This is a genomic window from Hahella sp. CR1, assembly GCF_029813005.1.
In the GTDB taxonomy this organism is placed as follows: domain Bacteria; phylum Pseudomonadota; class Gammaproteobacteria; order Pseudomonadales; family Oleiphilaceae; genus Hahella.
Genome location: NZ_JAPELK010000003.1, coordinates 63,755 through 88,684 on the forward strand (window position 1 = coordinate 63,755; position 24,930 = coordinate 88,684).

A 24,930-nucleotide genomic window follows, 5' to 3' on the forward strand; every position below is an offset into this window, starting at 1 on the left:
AAGAACATAATAACGAGCAAGTACGCCGCCATGACCGAAGCTTCCACCGCCGTACAGATTTATCAATTCCCCCTGTCCTTCGCCCAGGAGCGTTTGTGGTTCCTGCACGAATTCGAGGGGGACAACGTCGCCTACAACATCAGCGCCGCCCTGCAACTGGAAGGCCCCCTGGACCACGCCGCGCTGCAGCGGGCGCTGGATACCCTGATCGCCCGCCATGAGATTCTGCGCACCCTGTTCGTCAGCGACGGCGGACTGCCGACCCAGCGGGTATTGCCGTCCCTGCACATCGCCATCGAGCGCGTGTGGTTCGCCGACAGCGACCTGGAAGCCCGTAAAGCCCGCGCCCAGGCGTACTTCGTGGAGAAGAACCGCCGTCCCTTCGATCTCACTCAGGGGCCGCTGCTGCGCGCCACTCTGGTGGAGCTGGACAGCAGCCGCTCGCACAGCCTGAGCTGGTTGAACCTGTGTATTCATCACATCATCGCCGACGCCTGGTCCGTGGGCGTGATCGTGCGGGAGCTGGCGGCCCTGTACCGCGCCGCCCTGCGCCATCGCCCCTGCGAACTGCCGCCGCCGGCGCTGCAGTATGCGGATTTCGCGGTATGGCAGCGGGAGCGCCTGCAGGGCGATCTGCTGCAACAGGAGCTGGACTTCTGGCGTCAACAGCTACAGGGCGCGCCGGCCCTGGTGAATCTGCCTCTGGACTACCCCCGCACCCAGCAGCCGTCGCCGGATGCGGACTACGTGCGCATCGACCTGCCCGCGCGTCTGGCGCATCAGGCCCGGCATTTCGCCGGCGCCTCCGGGGCCAGCCTGTATATGGTGCTGTTGGCGGCCTTCAACGTGCTAATCGGCCGTCTCAGCGGCCAACAGGACGTGGTGGTGGGCAGCCTGATCGCCAATCGCAATCAGGCGGATGTGGAGGCCCTGGTGGGCTTCTTCGTCAACACCCTGCCTCTGCGTTGCGATCTGGCTGACGATCCCAACTTCCGCGATCTGGTGCGCCGGGTCAAGCACACCGCCCTCAACGCTTACAATCACCAGGACCTGCCCTTCGAGCGCATGGTGGAGGCGCTGCAGCCGGAGCGCGATCTCAGCTTCCCGCCGTTGATCCAGTTGCTGTTCGTCCTGCAGAACGCGCCCATGGACGCCTTCGAACTGGAAGGGGTGCAGGTGACGCCGCTGCGACTACCGCAGCCCGGCCAGATTCGCTTTGATCTGGAGGTGTACGGCGAAGAAGACGCCGACGGCTTCCATCTGGACTTCTGGTTCCGCTCGCAGCTGCTGCATAAGGACTCCGTAGAGCGTATGGCGCGCCAGTATCTGACGCTGCTGGAGGCGGCGCTGAACCAGCCGCAGCGACCGGTGATGGGGCTGCCCATGCTGGATCGCGACCAACACGGCGAGCTCAGCCGCGGCTTGTTTATGGAAGCGCAGCCTTACCCCGACACGCTTTGCATTCATCAGTGGTTCGAGCGCCACGCCGAGCTGCATCCGGAGCTGACGGCGGTCATGCGGGACGGTCGTTCTCTCAGCTATGGCGAGCTGAACCGCCGCGCCAATCGCCTAGCCCATCTGCTGATCGCCCGCGGCATCAAGCTGGAGGACCGCATCGGCGTCTGCCTGGACCGCTCTTTGGACATGGTGGTCGCCCTGCTCGCCGTTTTCAAAGCCGGCGCCGGCTACGCGCCTCTCGATCCGGCCTACCCCACGGAGCGCATCGCCTACATGCTGGAAGACAGCGGCGCGCGTCTGACGCTGACCCAACAGGCCGCCAGCGGGCGTCTGCCGGAGGGGGTCGCCACGCTGATGCTGGACGATCTGGAAACCCTGACCGCTGGCTGCGAAGACAGCAATCCTCAGCGTTCTATGGCGGCGGACAATCTGGCCTATGTGATCTACACCTCCGGCTCCACCGGTCTGCCCAAGGGCGTGGCGATTGAGCACCGTTCTGTCGGCGCGTTGATTCACTGGGCGCAGACCCAGTATCACCTTGAAGAATTGGAGGAGGTGCTGGCCACCACATCCATTTGCTTCGACCTCTCCGTGTTTGAGATTTTCGTTACCCTGTGCAGCGGCGGCCGCGTCCATCTGGCGGACAATATGACCGCGCTGGCGGAGCGCGCCGGCGATCTGGAGGTCTATTCCAGGGTCAGTCTGATCAATACGGTGCCATCCGCCATTCAGGCGCTGTTGCGGGCCAACGCCGTGCCGCCCCAGGTGCGCACGGTGAATCTGGCGGGTGAGCCCCTGAAGCAGGAACTGGTGGAGCAGCTGTACGCATTGCCGCATATCCGTCGCGTCTATGACCTCTACGGTCCGTCCGAGGACACCACCTACTCCACCTGCGCCCTGCGACGCCCCGGCGGCAAAGCCAACATCGGACGCCCCATCAGCAATACCCTGATCCATATCATCGACGAGAATCTGCAACTGGTTCCCCGGGGCGTGGCGGGTGAATTATTGATCGGCGGCCGCGGTCTGGCGCGGGGCTATCTGGGCAAGCCGGAGCTGACCGCCCAGCGCTTCATCGCTAACCCGTTTTCCGGCGATCTCAGCGAGCGCCTGTACCGCACCGGAGATCTGGTGCGGGTGAACAGCGACGATCAACTGGAGTATCTGGGGCGTATCGACCAGCAGGTGAAAGTGCGTGGATTTCGCATAGAACTGGGAGAAATTGAATCCTGTATCAATGAGTTACGAGACAATAGTAAGAAACTGGTTAAAGACTGTGTGGTGTCGGTGATCAAGGACGACAGCCTGGGTCCCTATCTGGCCGCCTACGTCGTGAACGCGCCCGGGCGCAGCATCGACGCCGATGATCTGAAACGACGGCTGGCGCGCCGCCTGCCCGGCTACATGGTTCCCGAGGCGATCATTACGCTGGACGCCATCCCCCTGACCGCCAACGGCAAGACCGACCGCAAGGCGCTGCCGATTCCCCAGCGCAGCGCCCGCGAAACTGAGTATGTGGCGCCCGGCAATGGGTTTGAGCAGGCGGTGGCCGATGTCTGGGCGGAAGTGCTGCAACAGGAGATCATTGGCGTACGTGACAACTTCTTTCAACTGGGCGGCCACTCCCTGTTGGCGACCCAGATTATCGCCCGTCTCAACCAGCGCTTCGGCGCCGGCCTGACCGTGCGTAATCTGTTCGAATGTCCCAATGTGGCGGAACTCGCCGCCCTGGTGCGCGAACGCAGCGCCGCCGCCATGGAGACGCCCGCGGAGAAAGCCATCCGTCGCGCCCCCAGCGGCGGAGCCCGCTGCGCTTCATTAGCGCCCGCGCAGATGCGTCTCTGGTTCCTCAGCAAAATCGACGGCGGCAGCAGCGCCTACAACCTGCACATGACCGTACGCATCAATGGCGAGCTGCATGCGGACCGTTTGCAGGAGGCGTTCGCCTGCGCTTCGGCGCGCCATGAGATTCTGCGCACTACCTTCCATGAAGACGAGGCCCTGGGGGCGGATGGCGCGCCCTATCAACGCATTCACCCGGAACTTCCCTGCGAGTTTCTCCGGGCCAGCGTGGAATCCCATCCGTCCGATCGACGGGAGGCCGAGGCGGAACGGCTGGCCGTGGAAGCGGCGCAGACGCCTTTCGACCTGAGTCGCGGCCCCTTGGTGCGGGTACTGCTGGTGCGGCTGGCGCCGCGTCGCCACATCATGTTGCTGGCGATGCACCACATCATTTCCGACGGCTGGTCCATTGGCGTCCTGTTTAACGAAGTGAAGGCGTTCTATCAGGCCATCAACCCGGAAACCTTCACCCTGGACGCCGCCGCGACGCTCAGTCTGCCACCCCTGTCCCTGCAATACGCCGACTACGCCGCCGAGCAGATTTTGCGTCTGGAGCGGCCGGAAGCGCAGCGACAACTGGAATACTGGCGCACGCAACTGGCGGACGCGCCGCCCCTGCTGGAATTGCCCCATGACCGTCCGCGCCCGGCGCAGGCGGATTTCGCCGGCGACACCTTGCCTTTTCATATCGACAGCGGCCTCACTGCGGCGTTGCGCCGTTTCGCCGACGCCGCCGGCGCCAGCCTGTTCATGGTGAGCTGCGCCGCCTTCGCCGCCCTGATGAAGGTGTACAGCCGCCAGCGCGATATCGTCATCGGCGCGCCGGTGGCGAACCGCACCCGGCCCGAGCTGGAGCCGCTGATCGGCTTCTTCGTGAACACCCTGGCGCTACGCATCCGCAGCAAGGAAAACTTTACTTTCAATGAGTTATTGAAGGAAATTAAAACCGTTTCTCTAGACGCTTATGAGCATCAGGACCCGCCTTTCAACAAAGTGGTGGAGTCACTGGAGCTGGACCGCGCCCTCAATCACAACCCGTTGTTCCAGGTGATGTTCGTGTTGCAGAACGCGCCCACGGTGACTCGGGAAACGCCGGAACTGGAAATCACGCCGTTCCCGATTCGGCAGCAGCGCGCCGCCTTCGACCTGTTGTTCTCCCTGACCGAATCCCAGGGACAGATGCACGGCGAGGCGGTCTACAATCGCACCCTGTTCGACCGCGCCAGCATCGAACGCATGCTGGAGGTGTATTTGAGCCTGCTGGAGCTTTGCGTCAACCGCCCGGATGAACCGGTGCTGGGCCTGCCCCTGGCGGCGCCGGCGGAAATTCCCGCCCAGCCGGCTCAGGGGGCGACGCCGCTGCCCGCCCTGATTCAGGATCAATGTGAACGCACTCCGGATCTGGAAGCCTTGAGCTGGAGTCCCCAGGCCAGCGCACTGACGGACTGGTCCCGGCTCAACTCCCACGTCAGCTACGGGGAATTCGCCCGTCTCGCCAATCAGGCGGCGGACTGGCTGCGGGAACAGGGCGTGGCGAGCGGCGATGTGATTGCGCTCTGGCTGCCCCGCAGTCCCGAGCTGTTCGTGCTCAAATACGCGGCGCTGAAAATGGGCGTCGCCTACACGCCCATCGATCCCGAGTTCCCGTTGCCCCGGGTGCGGCAGATGGTGGAAAGCGCCGTTCCGCACCTGCTGGTGACAGTGAACGCGCAGCATGGCTGGGAGGACACGCCCTGCGCCATCGCGCCGCTGCCGCAACTATGGGCGCAACTGTCCCAACGCCGCGCGGAACCGCCGCCGCTACCGGACCCGGACTGCATCGCCTATATTTTGTACACCTCCGGCAGCACCGGCGTTCCCAAAGGGGTCGCCATGCCCCAGCGCGCCCTGAGCAATCTGGTGGTCTGGCATCGTCAGCATCCCCGTCTGAGCGCGCCAGCGCGCACCCTGCAATTCGCCGCCGTCGGCTTCGACGTCTGCTTTCAGGAGTTCGCCGCCACCCTGGCCTGCGGCGGCTCGCTGGTGCTGTGTCCGCCCCACTTGCGGCAGGACCCGCGCGCCTTGATGGCGTTTATCCGCGCGCAAGGGGTGGAGCGTCTGTTTCTGCCTTTCGTCGCCTTGCAGCAACTGGCGGAGACCCTGACCGAGGACCAACCCGGCAATAACGCCATCGTCAGCGACAATCTGCGTGATGTGATCACCGCCGGCGAGCAGTTGCAGATCTCCGCACCGGTGCGTCGTTTCTTCCGGGAGCGCCCGCACTGTCGCCTGCATAACCACTACGGCCCCACTGAGGCCCATGTGGTGAGCGCCCTGCAACTGGATGATCAGCCTGACCGCTGGCCGGTCCTGCCCGGCATTGGCGCGCCCCTGTGCGGCGTGCAACTGCATATTTTCAACCCACTGGGACAACCTGTGCCCGCCGGCGCCCCCGGCGAGCTGTATATCGGCGGCGTGTGTCTCGCCCAGGGCTATGTCGGACGCGACGACCTCACCGCCGAACGTTTCATCACCACCACGCTCATGAGCTCCCACGGCGAGATCAGTCAGCGCCTGTACCGCACCGGCGATCTGGCCCGCCGCACCGCGCAAGGCGAGTTCCTGTATCTGGGACGCATTGACGAGCAGGTGAAAATCCGCGGTTTCCGGGTGGAGCCCGGCGAAGTGGAAGCGGTGCTGAACAGCCATGACGACGTCAAGGCCGCCGCGGTGATCGCCCGGGACGACGGCGCCGGCATGCGCCTGCTGGCCTATGTGGAGCCCCGCCAGGCCTCCGGATTCGATGTCGCCGATCTGCGCGCCTGGTTGCGCAAACGTCTGCCCGACTACATGGCGCCCGCCCGCATCCTGACTCTGGAGAAAATGCCGGTCACCGTCAGCGGCAAGATCAACCGCCGCGCCCTGCCCGCCCCGGACGCGTTGAGCGACGTCCCGGAACTGTTGGCGGAACCGCGCAGCGCTTTGGAGCGCAGTCTGCATGATATGTGGAGCGAGTTGCTGGCGCTGCCGCATATCGATATCCGCGCCAACTTCTTTGAACTGGGGGGCCACAGTCTGCTGGTCACCCGCCTGTTGAACCGCATTCGCGCGCGCCTCGGCGTGGACGCCACGGTCAGAGACGTCTTCGAAAATCCCAGCATCGCCGAGCTGGCCGAAAGACTGGCGGCGCTGGCTCCCGCGGCGACGGACGACGGCGAGCGCTTATGCGCGCAGACCCGTCCCGCCGCGCCGCCGCTTTCTTTCGCCCAGGAGCGCTTGTGGTTTCTGCACCAGCTGGAAGGCGCGGCGGCGGGATATAACATGCCTCTCGCCATGGAACTGAAAGGCCCCCTGGACGCCCAGGCGCTGCACGACAGTTTCCGCGACATCATCGCCCGCCATGAGGTGCTGCGCACCCGCTTTCATATGTCGGGGGACGCGCCGGTGCAGGAGATTCACAGCGACACCGCGCCGGACTGGCGCTTTTTCGATCTGTCCGCGCTGCCGGAGCCGGAGCGCGCCGAACAGGTCCGGGAACTGGCGCGCCTGGAAGCCAACTATGCGTTCGATCTGGAAAGCGACCGTCTGTTGCGCATTCGTCTGGTGCAATTGGAGGATCAGCGTCATGTGCTGCTGGCGACCATGCATCACATCATCTTCGACGGCTGGTCCAACGGCGTGTTCGTGCGGGAGCTGCAGGCTTTCTACCACAGCCGACGCACCGGCTCCGCCGCCGGCCTGCCGCCCATGCAGTTGCAATATGCGGACTTCGCCTGCTGGCAGCGCCGCCTGCTCACGCCGCAACGGGTGCAGCAGCATCTGGACTATTGGCGTCAGGAGCTGCAGGACGCGCCAGAGGCCATCCGTCTGCCCCGTCGTCCCCACAGCGAGGCGGCGGGTCTGTGCGCCCTGGCGGTGCAGGATCTGCCGGCGTCGACGGTGACCGCGTTGCAGGATTTCAACCGTCAACAAGGCAGCTCGCTCTATATGACCATGCTCGCCGCCTTCGCCACCCTGCTGCAGCGACTCAGCGGGCAGTCGGACATCGTGGTGGGAACCACGGTCGCCAACCGTAATCGCCAGGAGCTGGAGAGCCTGATCGGCTTCTTCGTCAACTCCCTGCCGATCCGGCTGCGTCTGGACGCCAGCGCCAGCTTCCTGGATCTGCTGACCCAGACCCGCGACAAAACCCTGCAGGCGCAGGCACATCAGGAACTGCCTTTCGACCTACTGGTGCGTTCGCTGCAATCACCGAGAGTGGCGGGCCGTCAGCCTATCTTCCAGGTGGTGTTCGACTTCCAGAACAGCGATGCGCCGACGTCCGCCGCGCCGCCCAAAGGGAGCTTCCTGGACGATCTGGAAGTGTCTTATCTGCCGGGACAGCGCGGCTCAGCCAAGTACGATCTGGTGTTGTCCGTCAACGCCCAGGCGGAGGAGGTGCGCATTGTCTTCGAATATGACCGGGAGCGTTTCACCGCGGAAGAAATCACCGCGCTGCAGGAGCACTACCAGCATCTGCTGGACGCCGCCGCGCAACGTCCCGGAGACAGTCTGCTGTGTCTGGCCGGCGCTGACGGCAAGCCCGCCACCGGCGAAGCGGACGCGGCGGAGGAGTTTGATTTTTAAATTTATGCAGGATTTCTAAGCGACCTGAACAGGTCTCTGCGACTGAACGAACGTCGTCCAGCGCGAGCCAATAACAATAAAGACCCGCCGCCTGCAAACAGCGGTGACGCGGCGGGCTAACAAGGAAGGAAAGCGGATATGATCGATTGCCTGATTGTCGGAACCAATATGCCGCCCACTCCCGAACACGTGGAGATGGTGCGTTCCGTCGATAATCACGGCGGAGCCTGGCGCGATCTGCGGCTGGCGTTTGTGGAGCACCAGGGGCAGCCGTATACGGCGCTGGATCTGATTAACCATATCTATGACGAAGCCGGCCAGTCCCATCGGCAGTTCAACAACCTCGACTTTCTCTGGCCGGCGGTGACCTATCTGGCGTCATTCCTGAGGCGGCGCGGCTTCACCGTGGACTGGATCAACCTGTTTCAACAGGAAAAAGACGAGATGCGCCGCATACTGCGCAGCGGTCAGGTGCGCACGGTGGCGGTCACCACCACGCTGTATGTGTCGCCTCAGCCCATGATCGAAGTCATCAAGTTCGTACGCGAGCACAGCGACGCCCATATCATCGTCGGCGGGCCCTATATCTCCGGTCAGGCGGAGGTGCGCAATGCAGATGAGCTGGCCAGTCTGTTTGAATACCTGGGGGCTGATATCTACGTGATCAGCTCCGAGGGCGAACAGGCGTTGGCCCACATCATCAGCGCGCTGCAAAAAGGAGAGCCGTTGGACGGCGTCGCCAATCTGGCCATCCGCGATCCCAAAAGTCTGCTGCGACCGTTTTCCCGCACCCTGGTGGAGACGGAGTACAACCCTCTGGAGGAAAACCCCGTCGACTATGGCCTGTTTCCGCCGGATCAGTTGTCCCAGTTTATTTCTCTTCGCACCGCCAAATCCTGTCCCTACAGCTGTGCGTTCTGCGGCTTTCCGCAACGGGCGGGCGCTTACAAGACTCTGGCGCCGGACTTGGTGGAGCAGGAGCTGGACCGCATCGCCGCGCTGGGCAATGTGGACACCCTCACCTTTCTCGACGACACCTTCAACGTGCCGAAAAAACGCTTCAAGGAAATCCTGCGGCTGATGATCCGCAAGCAATACGGCTTCCGCTGGAATTCGTTTTACCGCAGCGATCAGGGGGATTACGAAACCATCCAGCTGATGCGCGAGGCGGGCTGCGAAGGCGTGTTCCTGGGCATTGAGTCCGGTAGCGACACCATGCTCAAAAACATGAACAAAACCGCGCGCCGGCGCAATTTCGCCGAGGCCATTCCGCAATTGCAGGAAGCCGGTATTTCCGCCCACGCCAGCTTGATCGTCGGCTTCCCCGGCGAAACCGAAGACACCATTCGGGAGACGCAATCCCTGATCGAGCAAAGCAAGCCGGACTTCTACCGCGCCCAGTTGTGGTATTGCGATCCGCTGACGCCGATCTGGAAAAACCGCCAGGAGTATGACCTGGAAGGCAACGGCTTTTCCTGGCGGCATCGCACCATGAACAGCGAAACCGCCTGCGACTGGGTAGAGCGATTGTTCTTCGATATTCGCAATTCCACCTGGTTGCCCCAGCACGGATTCGAACAATGGTCTACTTTCTATCTGCAGCGTCGCGGCTATACCCGCAAACAGGTGATCGACTACGTGGCCTTGTTCAATTCAGCCATCAAGGCGCAGATGGCCGATCCCACGTTGAAGGCGATACCCGCGCCGATACTGCAGCGCATGCGCACTCTATTGTTGGAAAAAACCACGGATGACGCCTTTATGGCGAATATCCATCATAGAAGTAACGAGACAGTCAGCCAGGACGCGCTGGAGAGCTTTGCTTTCTAGGGCGGTTGCGCGGTCGGCGACCATAACAATAAGACTCTCATGAACGGAACAAGGAAAATAAGGAAAGACCATGGCGCAACAAGAAAGCGGTTTTCTGCTTGACGCAAACTCACTCGCGGCAAGGGACTACTGGCGCAAATCCCTGACCAAGGCCATCAGCCCCAGCAACCTGCCGCGGGATTACGACCTCCCCCATAAAGGTCCCAAGTCTTATCAGATATACGGTCTGGCGCTGGACAGCCACCTTTACGACCTCATCATGAAGGTCAGCAAGGGCGGACACTTTCTTATTTACACGATCGTCACCGCCGGCGTGCAGTTATGTCTGCAGCGCTACAATCAGGCCTTCTGCGCCGACAGTGACGCCAGCGGCGTGGAAACCCTGGTCACCGGCTCGCCGGCGCGACGGGAGGAGAACGGCGTCGAACCGGGCTTTATCAACGCTCTGCCCATCATCAACAGCATTGACCCTGAAGCGTCGTTCAAGACGCTGTTGCTGCAAACCCGCTCGCAGCTGCTGGACGCGTATCAGCATCAGCATTATCAGTGGCGGGAAATGGCGGAGGACTTCGGTCTGTCCTGGCGTCACCACTGTCCGCTGTTCGACGTGGCGGCCCATTACGACGCCCTGCACGGCGAGCTGCCCGCCAATCTCAACAACGATGTGACGGTGAGTCTGCTGCAGCGGGCTGGCTCCCTTAGCTTCTCCATCGCCTACAACGAGTCGCGCTTTCATCTGCATCGCATCGAACTGTTCGCCGAGCACCTGCAGCAAGTGTTGACCATGGCGCTGGAGCAGCCGGATTTGCCGGTGAAACAACTGGACATGCTCACCACCCGCGACTGGAGTCTGCTGGCCAGTTTCAATCTGACTGAACAAACGACGCCCGCCAACGCCAATGTGCTGACCCAGTTCCGCGAAGTGGTGTCCCGCTACGGTGGGCATATCGCGCTGCAAACGCCGGGCGTGCAGTTGTGCTACCGCATGCTGGACGAGCAATCCAATCAGCTGGCGCGGGAGCTGCAGGTTTCCGGCCTGGAAAAAGGCGGTCTGGTCGGCGTCTGCTGCCGCCCGGGCTGCGATATGGTGATCGCGCTGCTGGCGGCGCTGAAGGCCGGCGGCGCGTTTCTGCCCCTGGACCCGGATTACCCGGCGGAGCGCCTGCGCTATATGGCGGAGGACTCCGGCTGCCGCCTGTTCCTGGTGGAAAGCCCGGAGGTGGATGCGCCCTTCATTGAAGTGCTGGAGGATCGCGGCGGCTCCGTCATTTATCTCGACGACATCACCTCCTGGCGCCAACAGTCGCCGCGGCCTCTGGACTATGCGCCCGCGGCAGACGCCGCCGCTTACATGATCTATACCTCCGGCTCCACCGGCGCGCCCAAAGGCGCTTTGCTGCATCACAGCGGCTTGATCAACATGCTGGAGGCGCATATCAAGGCGTTCAGATTACGCAGCGACAGCAGGGTATTGCAGGTGGCGTCATTCAGTTTCGACGCCGCAGTGTCGGAAATCTTCACCGCTCTGTGCGCCGGAGCCCGTCTGGTGCTGGCGCCCCGCGACCGCATCATGCCCGGACCGGATCTGGCTCAGGCGCTGCAAGAGTTTGAAATCACCCACATTACCCTGACGCCGTCGTCTCTGGCGCTGTTGCCGGAAGACGCCGCTCCCGGCCTGCAAACCCTGGTGGTGGCGGGGGAACCCTGTCCGGCGGATCTGGTTCCGAAGTGGAGCAAGGGTCGTCTGATGATCAACGCCTACGGCCCCACGGAGGCGACGGTCTGCGCCACCCTCGGCGAAGTGGTGTACAGCGGCCTGCCGCCGGATGTGGGGCAGCCGATTCAGAATATGCAGTGTCATGTGGTCGACGCTCTGGACCGTCCCTGCCCGGTTGGCGTACCCGGCGAGCTGCTGATCTCCGGCGTCGGCCTGGCCCTGGGCTACCATAACCGACCAGATCTGAATGAAGCCCGTTTCGTGGAGCTGGCGCTGCCCGGGTTATCCGCGCCAAGGCGCTATTACCGCAGCGGCGACCGCGCGCGCTGGCGTCCGGACGGCGCATTGGATTTGCTCGGCAGAACGGATCGCCAGTTTAAAGTGCGCGGTTTCCGTATCGAAGCCGGCGAACTGGAAACCCAATTGCTAAGCCGGGAGGAGATTCAGCAAGCGGCCGTCGTCGCCCAGGGCGAAGAGGCGGATCGCCGTCTGCTGGCCTATGTGGTGCTGGCGCGCACGGCCAAAAAAGGCGAGCTGCAGACGGAAGCCATTCTGGCCTATCTGCGTGAGCGCCTGCCCCCTTACATGCTGCCTGACCTGCTGGTTCCGCTGGACGCGCTGCCGCTGACGCCCTCCGGCAAGACAGATTACGCCGCGCTGGAGGGAATGCACGCCGCCGCGTCGCAAAACGAATTCGTCGCGCCTCGCGACGACGTGGAGTTAGGCGTGGCGCGCATCTGGGAACGTTTGCTGGAGCGCAGCCCGGTGGGCGTGACGGACAACTTTTTCGCCCTGGGCGGTTTCTCCCTGCTGGCGGTGCGCTTGATGAGCGCGATTCAGCAGGAGTTTCATGTCGCCCTTCCCCTGACCACTCTGTTCCAGCATCCATCCGTGGAGAAGCTGGCGGAACAGGTGCGCAGCGCCCGCAAAGCCCATCCTGAAGACTGGTCGCCCCTGGTGACGCTGACCGCCCGCGGCGAACATCCGCCGTTGTTCTGCGTACACCCTACCGGCGCCACGGTGCTTTGTTACTACCATCTGGCCGCCAGTCTGGGCGAAGAACGCCCTTTCATCGGCGTGCAGGCCCGAGGCATCGAGCCGGAGCAGCTCCCCTTCGACAACATCCCGGAGATGGCCGCCTACTATGCCGACGCGCTATGTGAGCGTCAGCCCACCGGACCGTTTTATCTGGCGGGATGGTCGTTCGGCGGCGTGGCGGTGTTCGAGGTCGCCCGCGTGTTGCAGGCGCGGGGTCGTGAGATCGCCTTCCTGGGTCTGCTGGACTCTTACTCGCCGGACGTGTTCGATGGCGGATTCGAAGCCCATGACGATGCGGAGATCATCAGTTCCCTGCTGGGCGGCATTGCGGATGTGGACCCGGATACGTTGCGCGGCCTGTCCACGGAAGATCAGTTGCAGGTGGCCATTCAAGCCACCCGGGAAGCCCAGGCCCTGCCCCAGGGATTCAGTCTGGAGCAGGCGCGCCGCATTCTGCAGGTCAGTAAGTTGAACTATCACGCGGTGGAGTCTTATCAACCGCAGCCTTACAACGGCAAGATCACCCTGTTCCGTCCTCTCGGGGAGGAACAGTTGGCGAAGTCCGTATGCCCGGACGATCCCAGTCTGGGCTGGTCCAAGTGGGCGCAACGGGGCGTGGAGGTGGAGTACGTTCCGGGTCGGCACCAGACCATGGTGCAACCGCCCAATGTTGAAACCTTAGCCACGCGTCTGCTGGTGCATCTGCAGCAGGCGGAATCCTTTACTCCCATGACGACGGAACGGAAGGAGCAGACAGCATGACCACAACCTCACCCATCACTCACCGCATTCCTACCGCCCCGCGCAAAGCGCCGGAGCGCCAGTTCGCCTTCACCGGCTATCTGGTGCAGGCGCAGGAAGGAGATACGCTCGACAGCGTCAGCGCCGACGACTTTCACTTCGCCATGGAGCAGAAAGGCGTGGCGCTGTTTCGCGGCTATGAAGCGACGCCGGAGCGTTTCGGCGACTTCGTGGAAAAGTTCAGCTCACGCCTGATACTCGATCCCACCCGGCAATCCTACGACCGCCGCGTGCAGCGCGTGCTGTCGGGAACGCCAGGCATCGAGCTGCACAGCGAACACAGCAACAGCCCGTTCACCCCGGACTACATCTGGTTCTACTGCCGCCGCGCCGCCGGCGACCGCGGCCAGACCACCTATTGCGACGGCCTGGAAATCTGGCGCTCCCTAAGCGAGACCAGCCGCACGTTCATTGAGAACGTCCGCTTTATCTATCGCCGCCTGTTCCCGGAAATGTTCTGGAAGGTGTTCGTGGCCTTCATGATCGACGAGGACATTCCCGTGGAGGAGATCAACCGCGATCATCTGGAAAAATTATTCAACGGCCTTGAAGGAGTGCGAATCGAGCTTAACGCAGACAACCAGCTCGACTTCAGCTACTCCACCTACGTCTACAACCAACTGCCCGGCGGCCACCGCGCCCTGGCCAACAGCCTCACCGGCCCCTACCCCGGCCAGACCGTCACCATGGAAGACGGCTCCCCCATCCCCCACTGGCTGATGGGAGAACTCAAATCCCTGTACGACCTCCACACCCGCGACATCCCCTGGCGCGACGGCGACATCGCCGTCCTCAACAACAAACGCATGATGCACGGCCGCCGCCCATCGGAAGACATGGGAAGGGAATTGTTTTCTGCGTTGAGTTATGGGTGACGGGGGAATTAGCATTCCGCATCATCCCCAGCGCCTGGGGATGATGCCGTTGAAAAAGCGATGATCGTAAGATGGCTCAATCGACAATAACTGCGAAACAATTACAGGCGCAGCTAAACATAACAATCTTTGGCTTCTGAGGCGTCTTGCCTTTTCTGCGGGCTTGCGAGTTGGCGATATCGATCGTCCGTCGAATCTCAGAAATATTGTCCCGAGACAAACGTCGGCCGCGACCATGAACAGGACAACGCTCTCTTTCACCACTGCTGTCTTTTTTACCGGACATTTATCTACCGCTCTTTCAGAAATATTTTTAGTGTCGACCTTTAATAACCATACTTTTCTCGCCGAATTTTCTTCGCGTGTTTCTCATTGCCGCGTTTGTAGTTTCCGGTGAGTCTGGCCATCAGTTGTTGCATGTCTCCGAATGAGGCGCTGTCCGCCTCTTCGGCGAATTGGCGTGCTTTGTCGCCACGCAGGGTCGTGGCTTTCCTGCCGTGATGATAGATAGTGACTTCGTTGTCTTTGACAATATAAGTAAAGTTGAGGTCTTCCATTGTTATTCTTCTCTGTGTTGCGAGGAACCGGGCGTCAATCTAGCTGCGCACTTTCACCAGTCAGGGGCTGAACAACCGCCCACAGACTTTATGTGTAGCAGTGCTATGACTCACTATACAGCGGGAATTTCTTTCCAAAAATATCTAGATATAGGGCCTTGAGACTCAAAAGGTTGGTTCTATTTCCAGCCGTATTTGCGTCATGAGATATACATACCAATGTCGTAATCAGCCCCACTTTCTTTACCCACTCAATACCCTTTTCTGGCATAACATACGTCGGGGTCCCAAACTCTGAAACGAAGCCATCATAGTCAAGCTGGTTCAGATCATTCGTGTTAGGAAAATGAGTCCATGCTAGCAAGATCCATATTGTAAACACTGTTATCACTAAAGCTGGCGAAACTATCGCCAACTTTTTCAAATTTGGAAAACTCATAGAATGACTCTGCTAAATGTACGATCAGCCATAGACTTTGTGTCTTCTGGAAATATGGTTCTGAAAGTTCTTTAAATTTTATTCTTCTTTGTGTTGTGAGTCAGCAAGCTAGCTGCGCACTTTCACCAGCTTCACCAGTCTGGCGCTGAAAAGTTTGCCCCAGACTTTTTTGTATAGCAAAGCGGGGATCACAAGGATCAGGTGAATGATGATAGAGAGCAGTGCGTACAGGACAAAGGGGATCATCTTCAACGCGATCCAGCCGTCGCTGCAGCGGCAGTTAACAAACTCACTGCGCAGTTGCGCGATGTCGTTCAGCTCGCCGTTATCAATGCGGCGACGTACTTTGGGGCAATACAGATTGCGGCTTTTGCAGCCCAGCAGATACGCCTTGAACACCCGTCGCGGGCTGACCGCCAAGGCGGTGGAAATAGCGATCAGGTTCATGAACATCAGAATGGGATGCAGCATGCTGCCCGTCCCTAACTCCCAGGCGCTGACCTCGCCTTCGCCGACTTGCGAGGCGCCATAGCCGGTAATCACATGATGCAGATCGTGGTACTTGATGTACTTGCGGCGCGTCTCTACGTTCGGCAAAGGAACCAGCAGACAGCCTACGAAAACTTCAACGAAAGCCGGCCGTTTACCGGTTTCGAGTTCAAAACCGCTTTCTATGTAGAAGGCGTTCAAGGCTTGTTCGATATTCATAGATCCCACAGACAGCGATGACTGCAAAACAGGTGTTGAACGACGCGCCCATTCACTCCCAACTTGCCGACAAAGAGGAACCCCATCCAAGCTTGGGAAGGTGCGCAAACTCAGTTCAGCAGTATAGCCGGAGCCATGGGGAAATAACGACGATTTTTAGTGAACGCGCTTATCCCCAACGCCGCAAAAATTCCTCTTTTGTCAGCTCAAAGTATTTGCAGGCCACGCCTTCAAATTCGCTGTCGCGGATATACTTAAAGCCCAGTTTCTCCATCACATTGATGGACCCCTGGTTTTCGATATGGGCGATGGCCGTCAGAATATCCAGTTCAGGGTCTTCGAAGGCGTATTGAGCGAGCCTGATCGCCGCTTCGGTTGCGTAGCCTATGCCCCAGGCTCTGCGCACAAGACGCCAGCCCATCTCCAGCTCAGGGCCAACGGCGTCAAGAGGGATGTAGGAAACCCAGCCCAGCAGTTCATCAGGGTTGTCTTTGGCGAAGATTGACCAATAACCGCAGCGCTCGCCAAAGTCGCCATTGATGCGCGAGAGAAGGAAGTCTACATGCTCCTTCGATCCGTCATAAACGCCCGGGATATAGCGAGTGACTTCCGGGTCTTTATCCATGGCGATACAGGCCTCAACATCCTGCAGGCCGCGGGGTCTGAGAATCAGCCTTTCTGTTTCAAATATCTGCGCCATGAACCCTTACTCCTTTCACACTTCAACTAACTGTAGACGTGAGCTAAATAATACAGTCTTTTGCGCTTTACTCTATTGAATTTGTGGGGTGATATCTCAAGGTTCAGCATTGGCCGCCGCACTATTCAGAAATACGCAGCGACCGATTCAAAGCATTCACGACTTAGCGGTCATTAAGTCCCTTGCCGTCCATAATCTGCTGCATGTGCCTGGCGACTCGCGAGGCGCGGGTTTTGGATTGTTTGGGCTCGGAAAAATGTAGGAGGTAGCCTCGCTGCCGTCCTGGCGTCAGGGCATTGAAAGCCTCTTTAAAAGCGGGGATTTCATCCAGTTTTGCCTGCAGCTCTTCGGGAATGACGTAGTCTTCCATGGTCTTGAAATCCACTTTCAGGCCCGCGCGCTCCACTTCCACCGCCTCGTGGATATACGCCTTGATCACGGCTTCCATATCGGCGATGTCCTCGGCTTTGGTAAAGGGAATCCGGCGCGCGCTTTGGGTGTTTTCGCCCGGTTTCTCCAGCACGGACCTGGGGTCCTTCAGTAAGGCGCCTTTGGGGAACAGTATGGCGCAGAAGTCCTTAAACCCCTGCAGAATGACGATGTTGTTTTGCTGCAAGGTATAGCAGGGTTTCCCCCATTTCAACTCTTCCACCAGTTCACAATCGAGGGCCATGCGCCGCAGCAAAGCCAACTCATCGCTCCAGCGTTCGGTTCTATCCAAAAAACTATCGACCTTGGGATTACTGCTTTGCTTAACGTTAAGGCTCATGGGAACTCCTTGTTATATTTAAGAGAGAAACCGCCACGCTGACCGCACCTCACCAGGGAGGTTCTGTTACTTCCTTCACGTCAGCGCGCTATCGAACACATAGACTGCACAGTCATTTTTCGTAGACTAATACATCCGCCGCCTCGGGATAACCCCTTTCGCGTCCCCAAATTTCCACCTTGGCGGCAAAGCGGTTGAGAACTCGCTTCGCCTCTTCCAGCGCGTCGCAGAGAGACTGTCGGGAAACTCTGTAACTCAGGGGCGCGGGCATTTCGAAGGGCTCCCTATCCTCAACACATTGAATCTCCACCTCGACAGAATCCGACATCGCCTGGGGACAGGGATGCCCTTCCAGACAAAAAGGCTCCGCAAACGCCTCGGGTCTCGTAAGCGCCTCCCAGGAGGTTATATCGGCAAGCATGCCGCAGCATTGAGGAATCAATATTGGCGTAGCGCCTTCCATCAAAACCAATCCGCCGAACAGCCCACAGGACTCCTGCAACGGAGTATCTCCAAGGTGCAGATCAATCGCCAAGGCGATATCCGCCTGCGTCAGATCGGCAACGGGATACCTCCGCGAACCAGGGGGAAATGAACGTAGATCGCTAAAGCCCATACGACGATTGAGCCGCCTCAGATAAACATCCCAGGCTTCCGGCGCCGCCTGCCAAGAACCATTCGGCACGGGTTTCTCCGCCTCTTTGGCTTCCGCTGGGTACAGTATTTCGATAACGGGAATGAGGGCGATTTGAGTCATGATGTCATTCTGCAGTTAGGCGAGCCTAGAGCTAAGGGAGAAAAGCAACGGTCCGTCTGCATGCTGACTCGCCTCAATCTGGACGAATCACAATGACAGAGACACTAAACGGAACTTCCAGCGCCTGAAAGATAGTGAGACTCTGATACGGCACATCAAAACCTGCATGATCGCAATCAGAGCGATAACCGCAAAAAATATCCACTTTTAGCTTTTCCTTAAGCGCTTTTATGTTCTCAACATTAGCGCTAACTGTCGCCCATAATGAGTCCAGGTGTTCAGCAAGTGGTTTATGCTCATCAATCTCGGGCTTATAAATCCATACGTCCCGTTCAAACGGCTTACTTCGTGGTGAGCGTTTATCGCCTTTCTTATGTGAGTAAGTTGGCTTTACTCCTACAACCTTTGTGATTTCATCGAAATGCTCAATATCTCCGATGATTCTCAATGAGACCGTGTAGCAAAAATAATAATCTTCTTCCATAGCAGCTTTAAATTATTAGCAGTGAGGGGTTTGTCGCCTTCGGGTATTGAATAAGGCTGGTGTCTTTGAGTCAACTCTCTGGGAGGCCCTTCGACAGGCTCAGGGCGAACGGTGGATAAGGGCATCACACAGTTGAAAGTTGGCCACAGAAATCTTCCATGATTATCATGTGTCGGAATAGCGGATTCATATCCGCTGAATGCCTTCAATCGGGAAAGAAGTTGTCGCCTAAGCTCGAAAGACTAAATGTACTGCCTAGAGTGAAAGCACTTTACCCATAATTCTTACTTCCTTAACCGAATCCGCCGGTATATCGAAGTGGAAGCGCTGCTTTCTGCCTGCATTGCTGGGAATGGTGACGTCCATGGGGTTATCGCCCGCTCTGGCAAGATTGGTGGCATAACCATCGGCGTCAATGGCAATAATGTTTTCGGAATCTTTCAGGTTGATAATGCGTACGGGGTTGTCGTTGGCATTCTTGAAACCGAGTTCGATATAGGAACCATTGTCCCCTTCTTTGTTGACGGACAGCAGTTCAACGCTCAGGTTTTTCTCCAGATCCGCGCCGTTATCAACGATGATCGCCCCATCCTGGCTTTGCCCTGTTTTTCTGCCCTCATCGACGCCTTCGTCCGCGCCTTCCAATAAATCCTTGCCAAATTTGACGATACCGGACACAACGGATTTGGTTGCGTCCGTGACTGTATTTTCTTTCGTTTCTTCCGCGTGTGAAAACGAGCTCAGCGCCAATAAAGAGATAACCAGTAACTTTTTCATTCTTCTTCCAGGATTAGTAATAGCTCTAAAAAACATCATTCTATGTAACATTAAGTAAATTACCAGACCAAGACGCATGCATCCATAAGCATGGCTGTTCAAGCAACCCCTTAAGCTGATCGATATTACGAGGACTTCGCCGCTGCGCTTTGCTGGAAGGTTCTCATCACCAATGCGCAGATGCAGAACAGGAACGGCAGAAAAGAGGTCGCCACCCGTATGGCGTTGGCGTCATTCCAGCTGTTTCGGGTCTCCATCCAGTCGTCAGGCAAACTGGTGGGAATCCAGGATTCAGTGTAGTAATTCAAAGGCAGATTGACTTGTTTGGTGAATATGATAACGCCTCCGATATAGGTCGCAGCCGCCAGCATAATAAGCCAGAACGACAGAGTTTTACGTTGTCTCAAATTCGCCGCTAATGCAATGATTGAAAACAGGCCGCCGCCAAAAAAGAAAGCAAAAAACATGGGATGCCGGACATTTTGATTAAACAGAGACTGCACCCGCGCATAAGTCTCGCCATCCACCTGCATCATCGCCAGATTCACATTGAAAGTATAAGTCCAGAAAAACCCCGCCATCACGCCAAACACCAGCGTAGCCAGACCCAGGGTTCCGTTTTCAAGGAGGGTGAAGGGATGTTTGTTTTGCATTTGACGCTCTCCCTCAATCTTTCGTTCGGTACAGATAATCTCTCATCATAGCCAGCCAATAGCACTGGCTCATAAGAGCCACTGTCGAATAGTATTCTGCTAAAGTGACGACTCTGAGTTGGAAGATAGCCTTCTAATTCCATTCAGAAATCAGAAGCCTAACTCCAATGATTGCCTGTGCAATATTTCATGAATGAAGTACAGAGTAAAGACGTTCACTTTGGCTTATACGGACATGGTGGAAGGTGCTTTAGACCGCACGCAGGAGATCAAAGCCTGATAGTCAACGTCTTGAAATGGTTATGTAATGCTCGTCTGTGTTTCCGTCCTCGCCATTCCAGCTCACACAAAGACTAAAGTCCTTTTTTACCGCATAGAGATACCATCGGTTCCTACAATCACACCTATTGATATACGAAATATATTCCTTAAGACTGCTCTCAAATAACTGGGATCGCTTGCCAAACTCAGAGTAGATATAGCACTCATCAAATAGCGTATCGTCAAATTCGCTGACTTCAATCCAGTCAGTCTGATTCTTCAAGTTGAGCCAGACTGGACCATGAGTGCTCGGCTTTTTTCTTTCAAACTTAACCCTGAATATATCAGTAAATTCTTGATAGAAATTCCTGCACTTTTCATCGGAAAGCGGCTCTCCGAATGTAAATGGTATATCCATGTCTACTCAATCTCGATGACTAGCAACAAATCCAGCCTAATCAGAGACTAGGCGGCGTCCGTCGCAGTTCCGGCTAAAGCGTTATTAGCGAATCCACAGCACAAAACTCAAATTTCGAACGCCAATAGCGGGTATTTTGGCGTCAGCAAGTGCGGATGATATTGGAATCGTCCAAATGTTGCATCCATGACCAGTACAGACGCCCTTTCACTTCTGATATGTGAAACGAATGACGGGCGCAAAACGATAGCGTTACGAAGTCACTTCACTTGACCTTTATTTCTATTCCGTTCGCCCTGAGCCTGTCGAAGGGCTTTCCTGAGCGTTTGAAAGTGGCATATCCCCTTCCCCATCAACACTATCCAAGGTCTGCAAGATTTTTATCTCGCTTCCGGCATTGTTAATTAAGGACCAGTGTCTTTGCGTTAACTCTCTGGGAGGCCCTTCGACAAGCTCAGGGCGAACGGTGGATAAAGACAGGACATGGTTGATTTATCGCCCCAAGTTATCCAGCCGCCAGTCTCCTCTTTATGTCACCCCCTTTACGCCACTGCTTTTTCGCAATATCATCCATACCATACCTAACGGTATGTTTTAAAAATTCAGGAGGACGTCATGTCAGGTTTTAAGCTTTTTCGCGTTTCCGCTGTACCGATTCCTACCGATGACTATCTCGGCCAACGCGCCGCTCGTCCCTATTTTCGCGACGCGCTTGCCGCGCCGGTCTCCAATAAGTCGTTGACGCCCGGACAATTGCAGAATGCTATTTTCACGGTAATGCCTCTGTGGGTGCAGGCGTTGATGGCGCTGCGCAATAGAATTGTCGGCGTGTTGGGGTTTGAGGTTGGGCGGACATTTACGGATGATCGCAGCGTCTTCCCTCCTCGCGACCTCCAGGTTGGCGACGCCGTGGCGTTCATGCACGTTATCCATGCTGACGCCAGCGAAGTCGTCAGCTTTACGGAAGACAAGCATATGCAGTTTTATCTGTCCGTCTCCAAACAAGGCGAACAGGTGGTGGTCTCCACACTGGTGAACCTGAAGACGCTCACAGGACGCCTGTATATGGCGATGATCAAGCCCTTTCACTGGCTGATCGCCCGGGTTGTCATTCATAACGCGGTCAAAGATGGACGCATCTAATCATGGACAGCAAGAAAGTCAGAGCTCCGCTTCCCGCAAAATCCAAGCAGTTGTCGAAAACGGATTGGTTGGAGTTTGCGCTTAAACAACTGGTGAACAAAGGCCCTGATAGCCTGAAGATCATGCCGTTGTGTGAGGCGTTGAAGGTCACCAAGGGCTCTTTCTATCACCACTTCGAGAATCGCCAGGACTTTAACGACGCCTTGATGAGTCACTGGTATGAGCGCATGACCATGGAGTTCATTAAACAAGCGGACGCCGCCGGAGCGCCTCTGGAGCGGCTGAAAAAACTCGATCAGGTCATCGCCGCACACAATATCGAAGCGGAAATGCATATCCGCGCCTGGGCGTTGAAAGACGTCCAGATCGCTGAACACTTGGTGAAGATCGACAACCAACGACAGCAATACCTTAAACAGTGCTATCTGGATCTGGGCGCCGAAGACCGCCTCGCCGGAGAACTCGCTCAAATCGCCTACGGCCTGTTCCTCGGACTGCAACAAATTCATCCCAAACCCGGTATTGAAACCGCATTACACCTGGCGGCGATGGTTAGCGGGAAGTTTGTCTCCACTATCGGATCGCAGGAAGGCTGATCATCCATGGCGGACAAAAGCCTTGAAGCCAGACTTCGCGATATCGATTGGCTCCTATATTCCGGTCCCGACCTCTATGCGCCGGACAAAGTAGTTGCGTCATTGCTTGCTCTCATCGAGCTACATGATCAAAACGCCTCAAATGTACTCGGCGAGACAGTATTGAACACCCTCGGGAATAATCATCAGGGCGTTTATTATCCTGCGGTGCTTGCCGCGCTGGACCTTCTAATCAGCATGGCGGAAGCCGCGGATCAGCCTGTCAGAATGCGCTGCGCACGCGCCCTATTGAATGACCTGTATTATTTCGAGCCGGAGCTGGGGTATTACGACGGCTGTTCCAATGAGGAACTGAAACGCTTCGTATGCACAAAGCTACAGCCCTACTCCGACGCAGAATTTTCACGCTGATCGTTCTTATCCCCGCCGCACATACTGATAGGGCGTCTGCCCGGTGTGTTGGCGGAAGAAGCTGATGAAGGCGCTGTCGCTGGAGAATTCCAGGGCGTAGGCGACGTCGTTGACGCTCAGGCCTTCTGACAGTTTTTCGATGGATTTGTGCAGTCGCCACTGTTGGCGCCAGGACTGATAGGACATGCCCGTCTCTTTGTTGAAAAGTCGGGTGATGGTTTTACTACTGGCGCCGACTCGGTTGGCAAGCTGGTTCAAGGGGTCTGGCAATGCGTCCGGGTGATTCAGGCTCGACAGCCAGCCGGACAGGCGCTTATCCCGCGGCAACGGCAGTTGCAGCGCTTCTGTTTTCGCCAGGCTGAGTTCTTCGCAAAACAACGCGCGCGTATTGCGCTGCTTCTCTTCGGGAATATCCCAGGGCCAGAACGCCATTCGTTCTATCAACTCACGCATGAGTCCGCTAACGCAAAAAATACTGATACGGCCGGGCAGCGGCCCATTGCGGGATAAGTCGAAATACAGCGAGCGATAAGCAACCACGTTGGTCATTCTGACGCAGTGCGGGGTGTTGGCGGGAATCCAGGCGGCGCGGGTCGGCGGCAGCACGCAGTGCATAGTATCCAGCGTGATGTTCATGCATCCCTTGGGAGCGTACAACAACTGCGCTTTTTTATGGTGGTGCATGCCCGAATCATGGCTGCCCACCTCCGCCGCCACGCCGATAACGGCGTTATGCAGCTGGTCTGCGTCGAACTGGGCTTCTCCGTCTATTAGCGCCATCTGTCTCTATCTTGTGGTTTTATGATCCGGTTATGTTATTTGACCACAACTTCCGTCCCTAAAATAGCCGCCTTTATGTACTCATTGGAGGAAGTATGACATCGCACAAACCGGCGACAGGACTGCTGTTCACCTTGTTGATGTTCCCACAGATTGCAGAAACCATTTATAGCCCGGCGCTGACGGATATCGCCCATCACTTCGCCACGCCCGAGCACGCCGCGGCGCAGACGCTTTCCATTTACTTTATCGCCTTCGCCCTGGGAGTGGGATTCTGGGGCGGCATGGCTGATCGCATCGGCCGTCGCCCCGCCATGCTCTGCGGGCTGGGCCTGTATAGCCTCAGCGCTGCGGCGGCGCTGATCGTGGATCAGTTTGAAACGCTGTTGTTCGTGCGCGCCCTGAGCGCCTTTGGCGCGGCGGTCGGGTCAGTAGTGACGCAAACCATATTACGCGACGCCTACAGTGGAACCGACCTGGCGAAGATGTTCGCCGTCATGGGACTGGGTATGGCGATCAGCCCTGTGCTGGGATTTTTCGCCGGCGGACTATTAACGGCGCTCGGCGGCTATCTGAGCGTATTTATCGGCTTATTCGTCATGTCGACTGCTCTGCTCGGACTCAGCGCCAGACAATTACCGGAAACCCGCCCGTCTACATTGAACGCAGCAACATTCAAAACCCTGGCGTCACAGCTGGCGCGGGATGGACACGTCTTGCGCCATATGGCCCTGGTGGCCCTGTTCAACCTCACGCTGTTTTCATACTACTCCCTGGCTCCGTTTATATTCGAGTCACTGGGATATTCCTCCGTCGAGTTCGGCTACAGCGGCGTCATCCTGGCTATCGGTTCGCTGACGGGCAGCCTGCTAAACCAGGCGGGATTAAAGCGCGGCATATCCCCGACACAACTGATTCGCGCCGGCATAGCCATGGCGATGCTGGGCGGCCAGGGCGTCCTGCTGACTCAACACAGCCTTTGGTTCCTCGCGCCGATGTCCTTGACCCTGATGAGCTACAGCATCGCTATCCCCAACATTCTCAGTCAGGCGCTGGTGCGTTATCGGGCGAACGCCGGCGCGGCGGGAGCGCTGTTTGGGTTGGCTTACTATCTGTTACTGGGTATTGGATTAATTGCTGCGGGATGGCTGCAAAACCTTGGCGCCGTCCTTCTGATCGCCGCCACAGGCTGTCTGTTACTTTGTGTGTGGGCGACGACGCCCCTGCCCGATATGGCTGAAAACAGCGCCTGAGGTCTCAGGCTTTAATGGCGGGCCAACACAAGGAGAGAATGCGCAAGCCGAGACTATT

Annotated in this window: 17 protein-coding genes; 8 read left to right on the forward strand and 9 right to left on the reverse strand. The window is 57.9% G+C overall.

The genetic code is table 11. The features are described 5' to 3' along the window. Positions 1–30: 30 nt before the first annotated feature. The 4 genes from ONV78_RS08310 to ONV78_RS08325 all read left to right on the forward strand — a co-directional run bounded on the left by ONV78_RS08310 (position 31) and on the right by ONV78_RS08325 (position 14,166). Positions 31–7,905 carry a non-ribosomal peptide synthetase gene (locus ONV78_RS08310; RefSeq protein ID WP_279502506.1) on the forward strand — a complete coding sequence of 2,625 codons (7,875 nt, stop codon included), beginning with the start codon at positions 31–33 and terminating at the stop codon, positions 7,903–7,905. A gap of 138 nt (positions 7,906–8,043) precedes the next feature. Continuing rightward, a complete protein-coding gene (locus tag ONV78_RS08315; RefSeq protein ID WP_279502508.1) occupies positions 8,044–9,735 on the forward strand; it encodes a PhpK family radical SAM P-methyltransferase in 1,692 nt (563 codons plus the stop codon). A gap of 70 nt (positions 9,736–9,805) precedes the next feature. Further along, positions 9,806–13,252, forward strand: a complete 3,447-nt coding sequence (locus ONV78_RS08320; RefSeq protein WP_279502510.1) for an amino acid adenylation domain-containing protein — start codon at positions 9,806–9,808, stop codon at positions 13,250–13,252. Beyond that, positions 13,249–14,166 carry a TauD/TfdA family dioxygenase gene (locus ONV78_RS08325; protein ID WP_279502512.1) on the forward strand — a complete coding sequence of 306 codons (918 nt, stop codon included), beginning with the start codon at positions 13,249–13,251 and terminating at the stop codon, positions 14,164–14,166. Before ONV78_RS08320 ends, ONV78_RS08325 begins: the two co-directional genes overlap by 4 nt. A 326-nt stretch (positions 14,167–14,492) precedes the next feature. Here ONV78_RS08325 and ONV78_RS08330 read toward each other — a convergent pair whose 3' ends face one another. From ONV78_RS08330 to ONV78_RS08365, 8 genes are all read right to left on the reverse strand, one after another. After that, positions 14,493–14,723: a hypothetical protein gene (locus tag ONV78_RS08330; RefSeq protein WP_216738736.1), complete on the reverse strand. Its 231-nt coding sequence runs from the start codon at positions 14,721–14,723 to the stop codon at positions 14,493–14,495. A 547-nt stretch (positions 14,724–15,270) separates the two neighbouring features. Then, entirely contained in the window at positions 15,271–15,870 is a 600-nt protein-coding gene (locus ONV78_RS08335; RefSeq protein WP_216738737.1) for a hypothetical protein, read from the reverse strand. Positions 15,871–16,039: 169 nt separating this feature from the next. Beyond that, positions 16,040–16,570 carry a GNAT family N-acetyltransferase gene (locus tag ONV78_RS08340; RefSeq protein ID WP_279502514.1) on the reverse strand — a complete coding sequence of 177 codons (531 nt, stop codon included), beginning with the start codon at positions 16,568–16,570 and terminating at the stop codon, positions 16,040–16,042. A 163-nt stretch (positions 16,571–16,733) separates the two neighbouring features. Beyond that, complete coding sequence (locus tag ONV78_RS08345; RefSeq protein ID WP_279502515.1) at positions 16,734–17,339, reverse strand: YdeI/OmpD-associated family protein; 606 nt, start codon at positions 17,337–17,339, stop codon at positions 16,734–16,736. 112 nt (positions 17,340–17,451) lie between these two features. Beyond that, positions 17,452–18,096, reverse strand: a complete 645-nt coding sequence (locus ONV78_RS08350; protein WP_279502516.1) for a hypothetical protein — start codon at positions 18,094–18,096, stop codon at positions 17,452–17,454. A 73-nt stretch (positions 18,097–18,169) separates the two neighbouring features. Then, entirely contained in the window at positions 18,170–18,580 is a 411-nt protein-coding gene (locus tag ONV78_RS08355) for a DUF4279 domain-containing protein (protein ID WP_279502518.1), read from the reverse strand. A 255-nt stretch (positions 18,581–18,835) separates the two neighbouring features. Further along, entirely contained in the window at positions 18,836–19,357 is a 522-nt protein-coding gene (locus ONV78_RS08360) for a hypothetical protein (RefSeq protein WP_279502519.1), read from the reverse strand. A 125-nt stretch (positions 19,358–19,482) separates the two neighbouring features. After that, positions 19,483–20,010, reverse strand: coding sequence for a DUF1772 domain-containing protein (locus ONV78_RS08365; protein WP_279502520.1), 528 nt, complete (start codon positions 20,008–20,010; stop codon positions 19,483–19,485). Between the two features lie 1,294 nt (positions 20,011–21,304). Here ONV78_RS08365 and ONV78_RS08370 point away from each other — a divergent pair. From ONV78_RS08370 to ONV78_RS08380, 3 genes are read left to right on the forward strand one after another with little or no spacing between them, the layout of a single operon-like run. Beyond that, positions 21,305–21,832: a DUF2867 domain-containing protein gene (locus ONV78_RS08370; protein WP_279502522.1), complete on the forward strand. Its 528-nt coding sequence runs from the start codon at positions 21,305–21,307 to the stop codon at positions 21,830–21,832. Positions 21,833–21,834: 2 nt separating this feature from the next. Next, entirely contained in the window at positions 21,835–22,428 is a 594-nt protein-coding gene (locus ONV78_RS08375; RefSeq protein ID WP_279502524.1) for a TetR/AcrR family transcriptional regulator, read from the forward strand. A gap of 6 nt (positions 22,429–22,434) precedes the next feature. Beyond that, positions 22,435–22,839 (forward strand): hypothetical protein, encoded by a 405-nt coding sequence (locus ONV78_RS08380; protein ID WP_279502527.1) that lies wholly within the window; start codon positions 22,435–22,437, stop codon positions 22,837–22,839. Between the two features lie 6 nt (positions 22,840–22,845). Here the strand turns inward: ONV78_RS08380 and ONV78_RS08385 are convergent, their stop codons facing one another. Then, entirely contained in the window at positions 22,846–23,619 is a 774-nt protein-coding gene (locus ONV78_RS08385) for a helix-turn-helix transcriptional regulator (RefSeq protein WP_279502528.1), read from the reverse strand. Positions 23,620–23,714: 95 nt separating this feature from the next. On the opposite strand from ONV78_RS08385, the gene ONV78_RS08390 reads away from it, so the two are divergent. Continuing rightward, positions 23,715–24,872, forward strand: a complete 1,158-nt coding sequence (locus ONV78_RS08390; protein ID WP_279502530.1) for a multidrug effflux MFS transporter — start codon at positions 23,715–23,717, stop codon at positions 24,870–24,872. Positions 24,873–24,930 lie beyond the last annotated feature (58 nt).

Excerpts from the sequence above, each read along its gene's own strand:
- ONV78_RS08310 (WP_279502506.1), top strand. The coding sequence starts at position 31 with ATGACCGAAGCTTCCACCGCCGTACAGATTTATCAATTCCCCCTGTCC.
- ONV78_RS08315 (WP_279502508.1), top strand. The coding sequence starts at position 8,044 with ATGATCGATTGCCTGATTGTCGGAACCAATATGCCGCCCACTCCCGAA.
- ONV78_RS08320 (WP_279502510.1), top strand. The coding sequence starts at position 9,806 with ATGGCGCAACAAGAAAGCGGTTTTCTGCTTGACGCAAACTCACTCGCG.
- ONV78_RS08325 (WP_279502512.1), top strand. The coding sequence starts at position 13,249 with ATGACCACAACCTCACCCATCACTCACCGCATTCCTACCGCCCCGCGC.
- ONV78_RS08330 (WP_216738736.1), bottom strand. The coding sequence starts at position 14,723 with ATGGAAGACCTCAACTTTACTTATATTGTCAAAGACAACGAAGTCACT.
- ONV78_RS08335 (WP_216738737.1), bottom strand. The coding sequence starts at position 15,870 with ATGAATATCGAACAAGCCTTGAACGCCTTCTACATAGAAAGCGGTTTT.
- ONV78_RS08340 (WP_279502514.1), bottom strand. The coding sequence starts at position 16,570 with ATGGCGCAGATATTTGAAACAGAAAGGCTGATTCTCAGACCCCGCGGC.
- ONV78_RS08345 (WP_279502515.1), bottom strand. The coding sequence starts at position 17,339 with ATGAGCCTTAACGTTAAGCAAAGCAGTAATCCCAAGGTCGATAGTTTT.
- ONV78_RS08350 (WP_279502516.1), bottom strand. The coding sequence starts at position 18,096 with ATGACTCAAATCGCCCTCATTCCCGTTATCGAAATACTGTACCCAGCG.
- ONV78_RS08355 (WP_279502518.1), bottom strand. The coding sequence starts at position 18,580 with ATGGAAGAAGATTATTATTTTTGCTACACGGTCTCATTGAGAATCATC.
- ONV78_RS08360 (WP_279502519.1), bottom strand. The coding sequence starts at position 19,357 with ATGAAAAAGTTACTGGTTATCTCTTTATTGGCGCTGAGCTCGTTTTCA.
- ONV78_RS08365 (WP_279502520.1), bottom strand. The coding sequence starts at position 20,010 with ATGCAAAACAAACATCCCTTCACCCTCCTTGAAAACGGAACCCTGGGT.
- ONV78_RS08370 (WP_279502522.1), top strand. The coding sequence starts at position 21,305 with ATGTCAGGTTTTAAGCTTTTTCGCGTTTCCGCTGTACCGATTCCTACC.
- ONV78_RS08375 (WP_279502524.1), top strand. The coding sequence starts at position 21,835 with ATGGACAGCAAGAAAGTCAGAGCTCCGCTTCCCGCAAAATCCAAGCAG.
- ONV78_RS08380 (WP_279502527.1), top strand. The coding sequence starts at position 22,435 with ATGGCGGACAAAAGCCTTGAAGCCAGACTTCGCGATATCGATTGGCTC.
- ONV78_RS08385 (WP_279502528.1), bottom strand. The coding sequence starts at position 23,619 with ATGGCGCTAATAGACGGAGAAGCCCAGTTCGACGCAGACCAGCTGCAT.
- ONV78_RS08390 (WP_279502530.1), top strand. The coding sequence starts at position 23,715 with ATGACATCGCACAAACCGGCGACAGGACTGCTGTTCACCTTGTTGATG.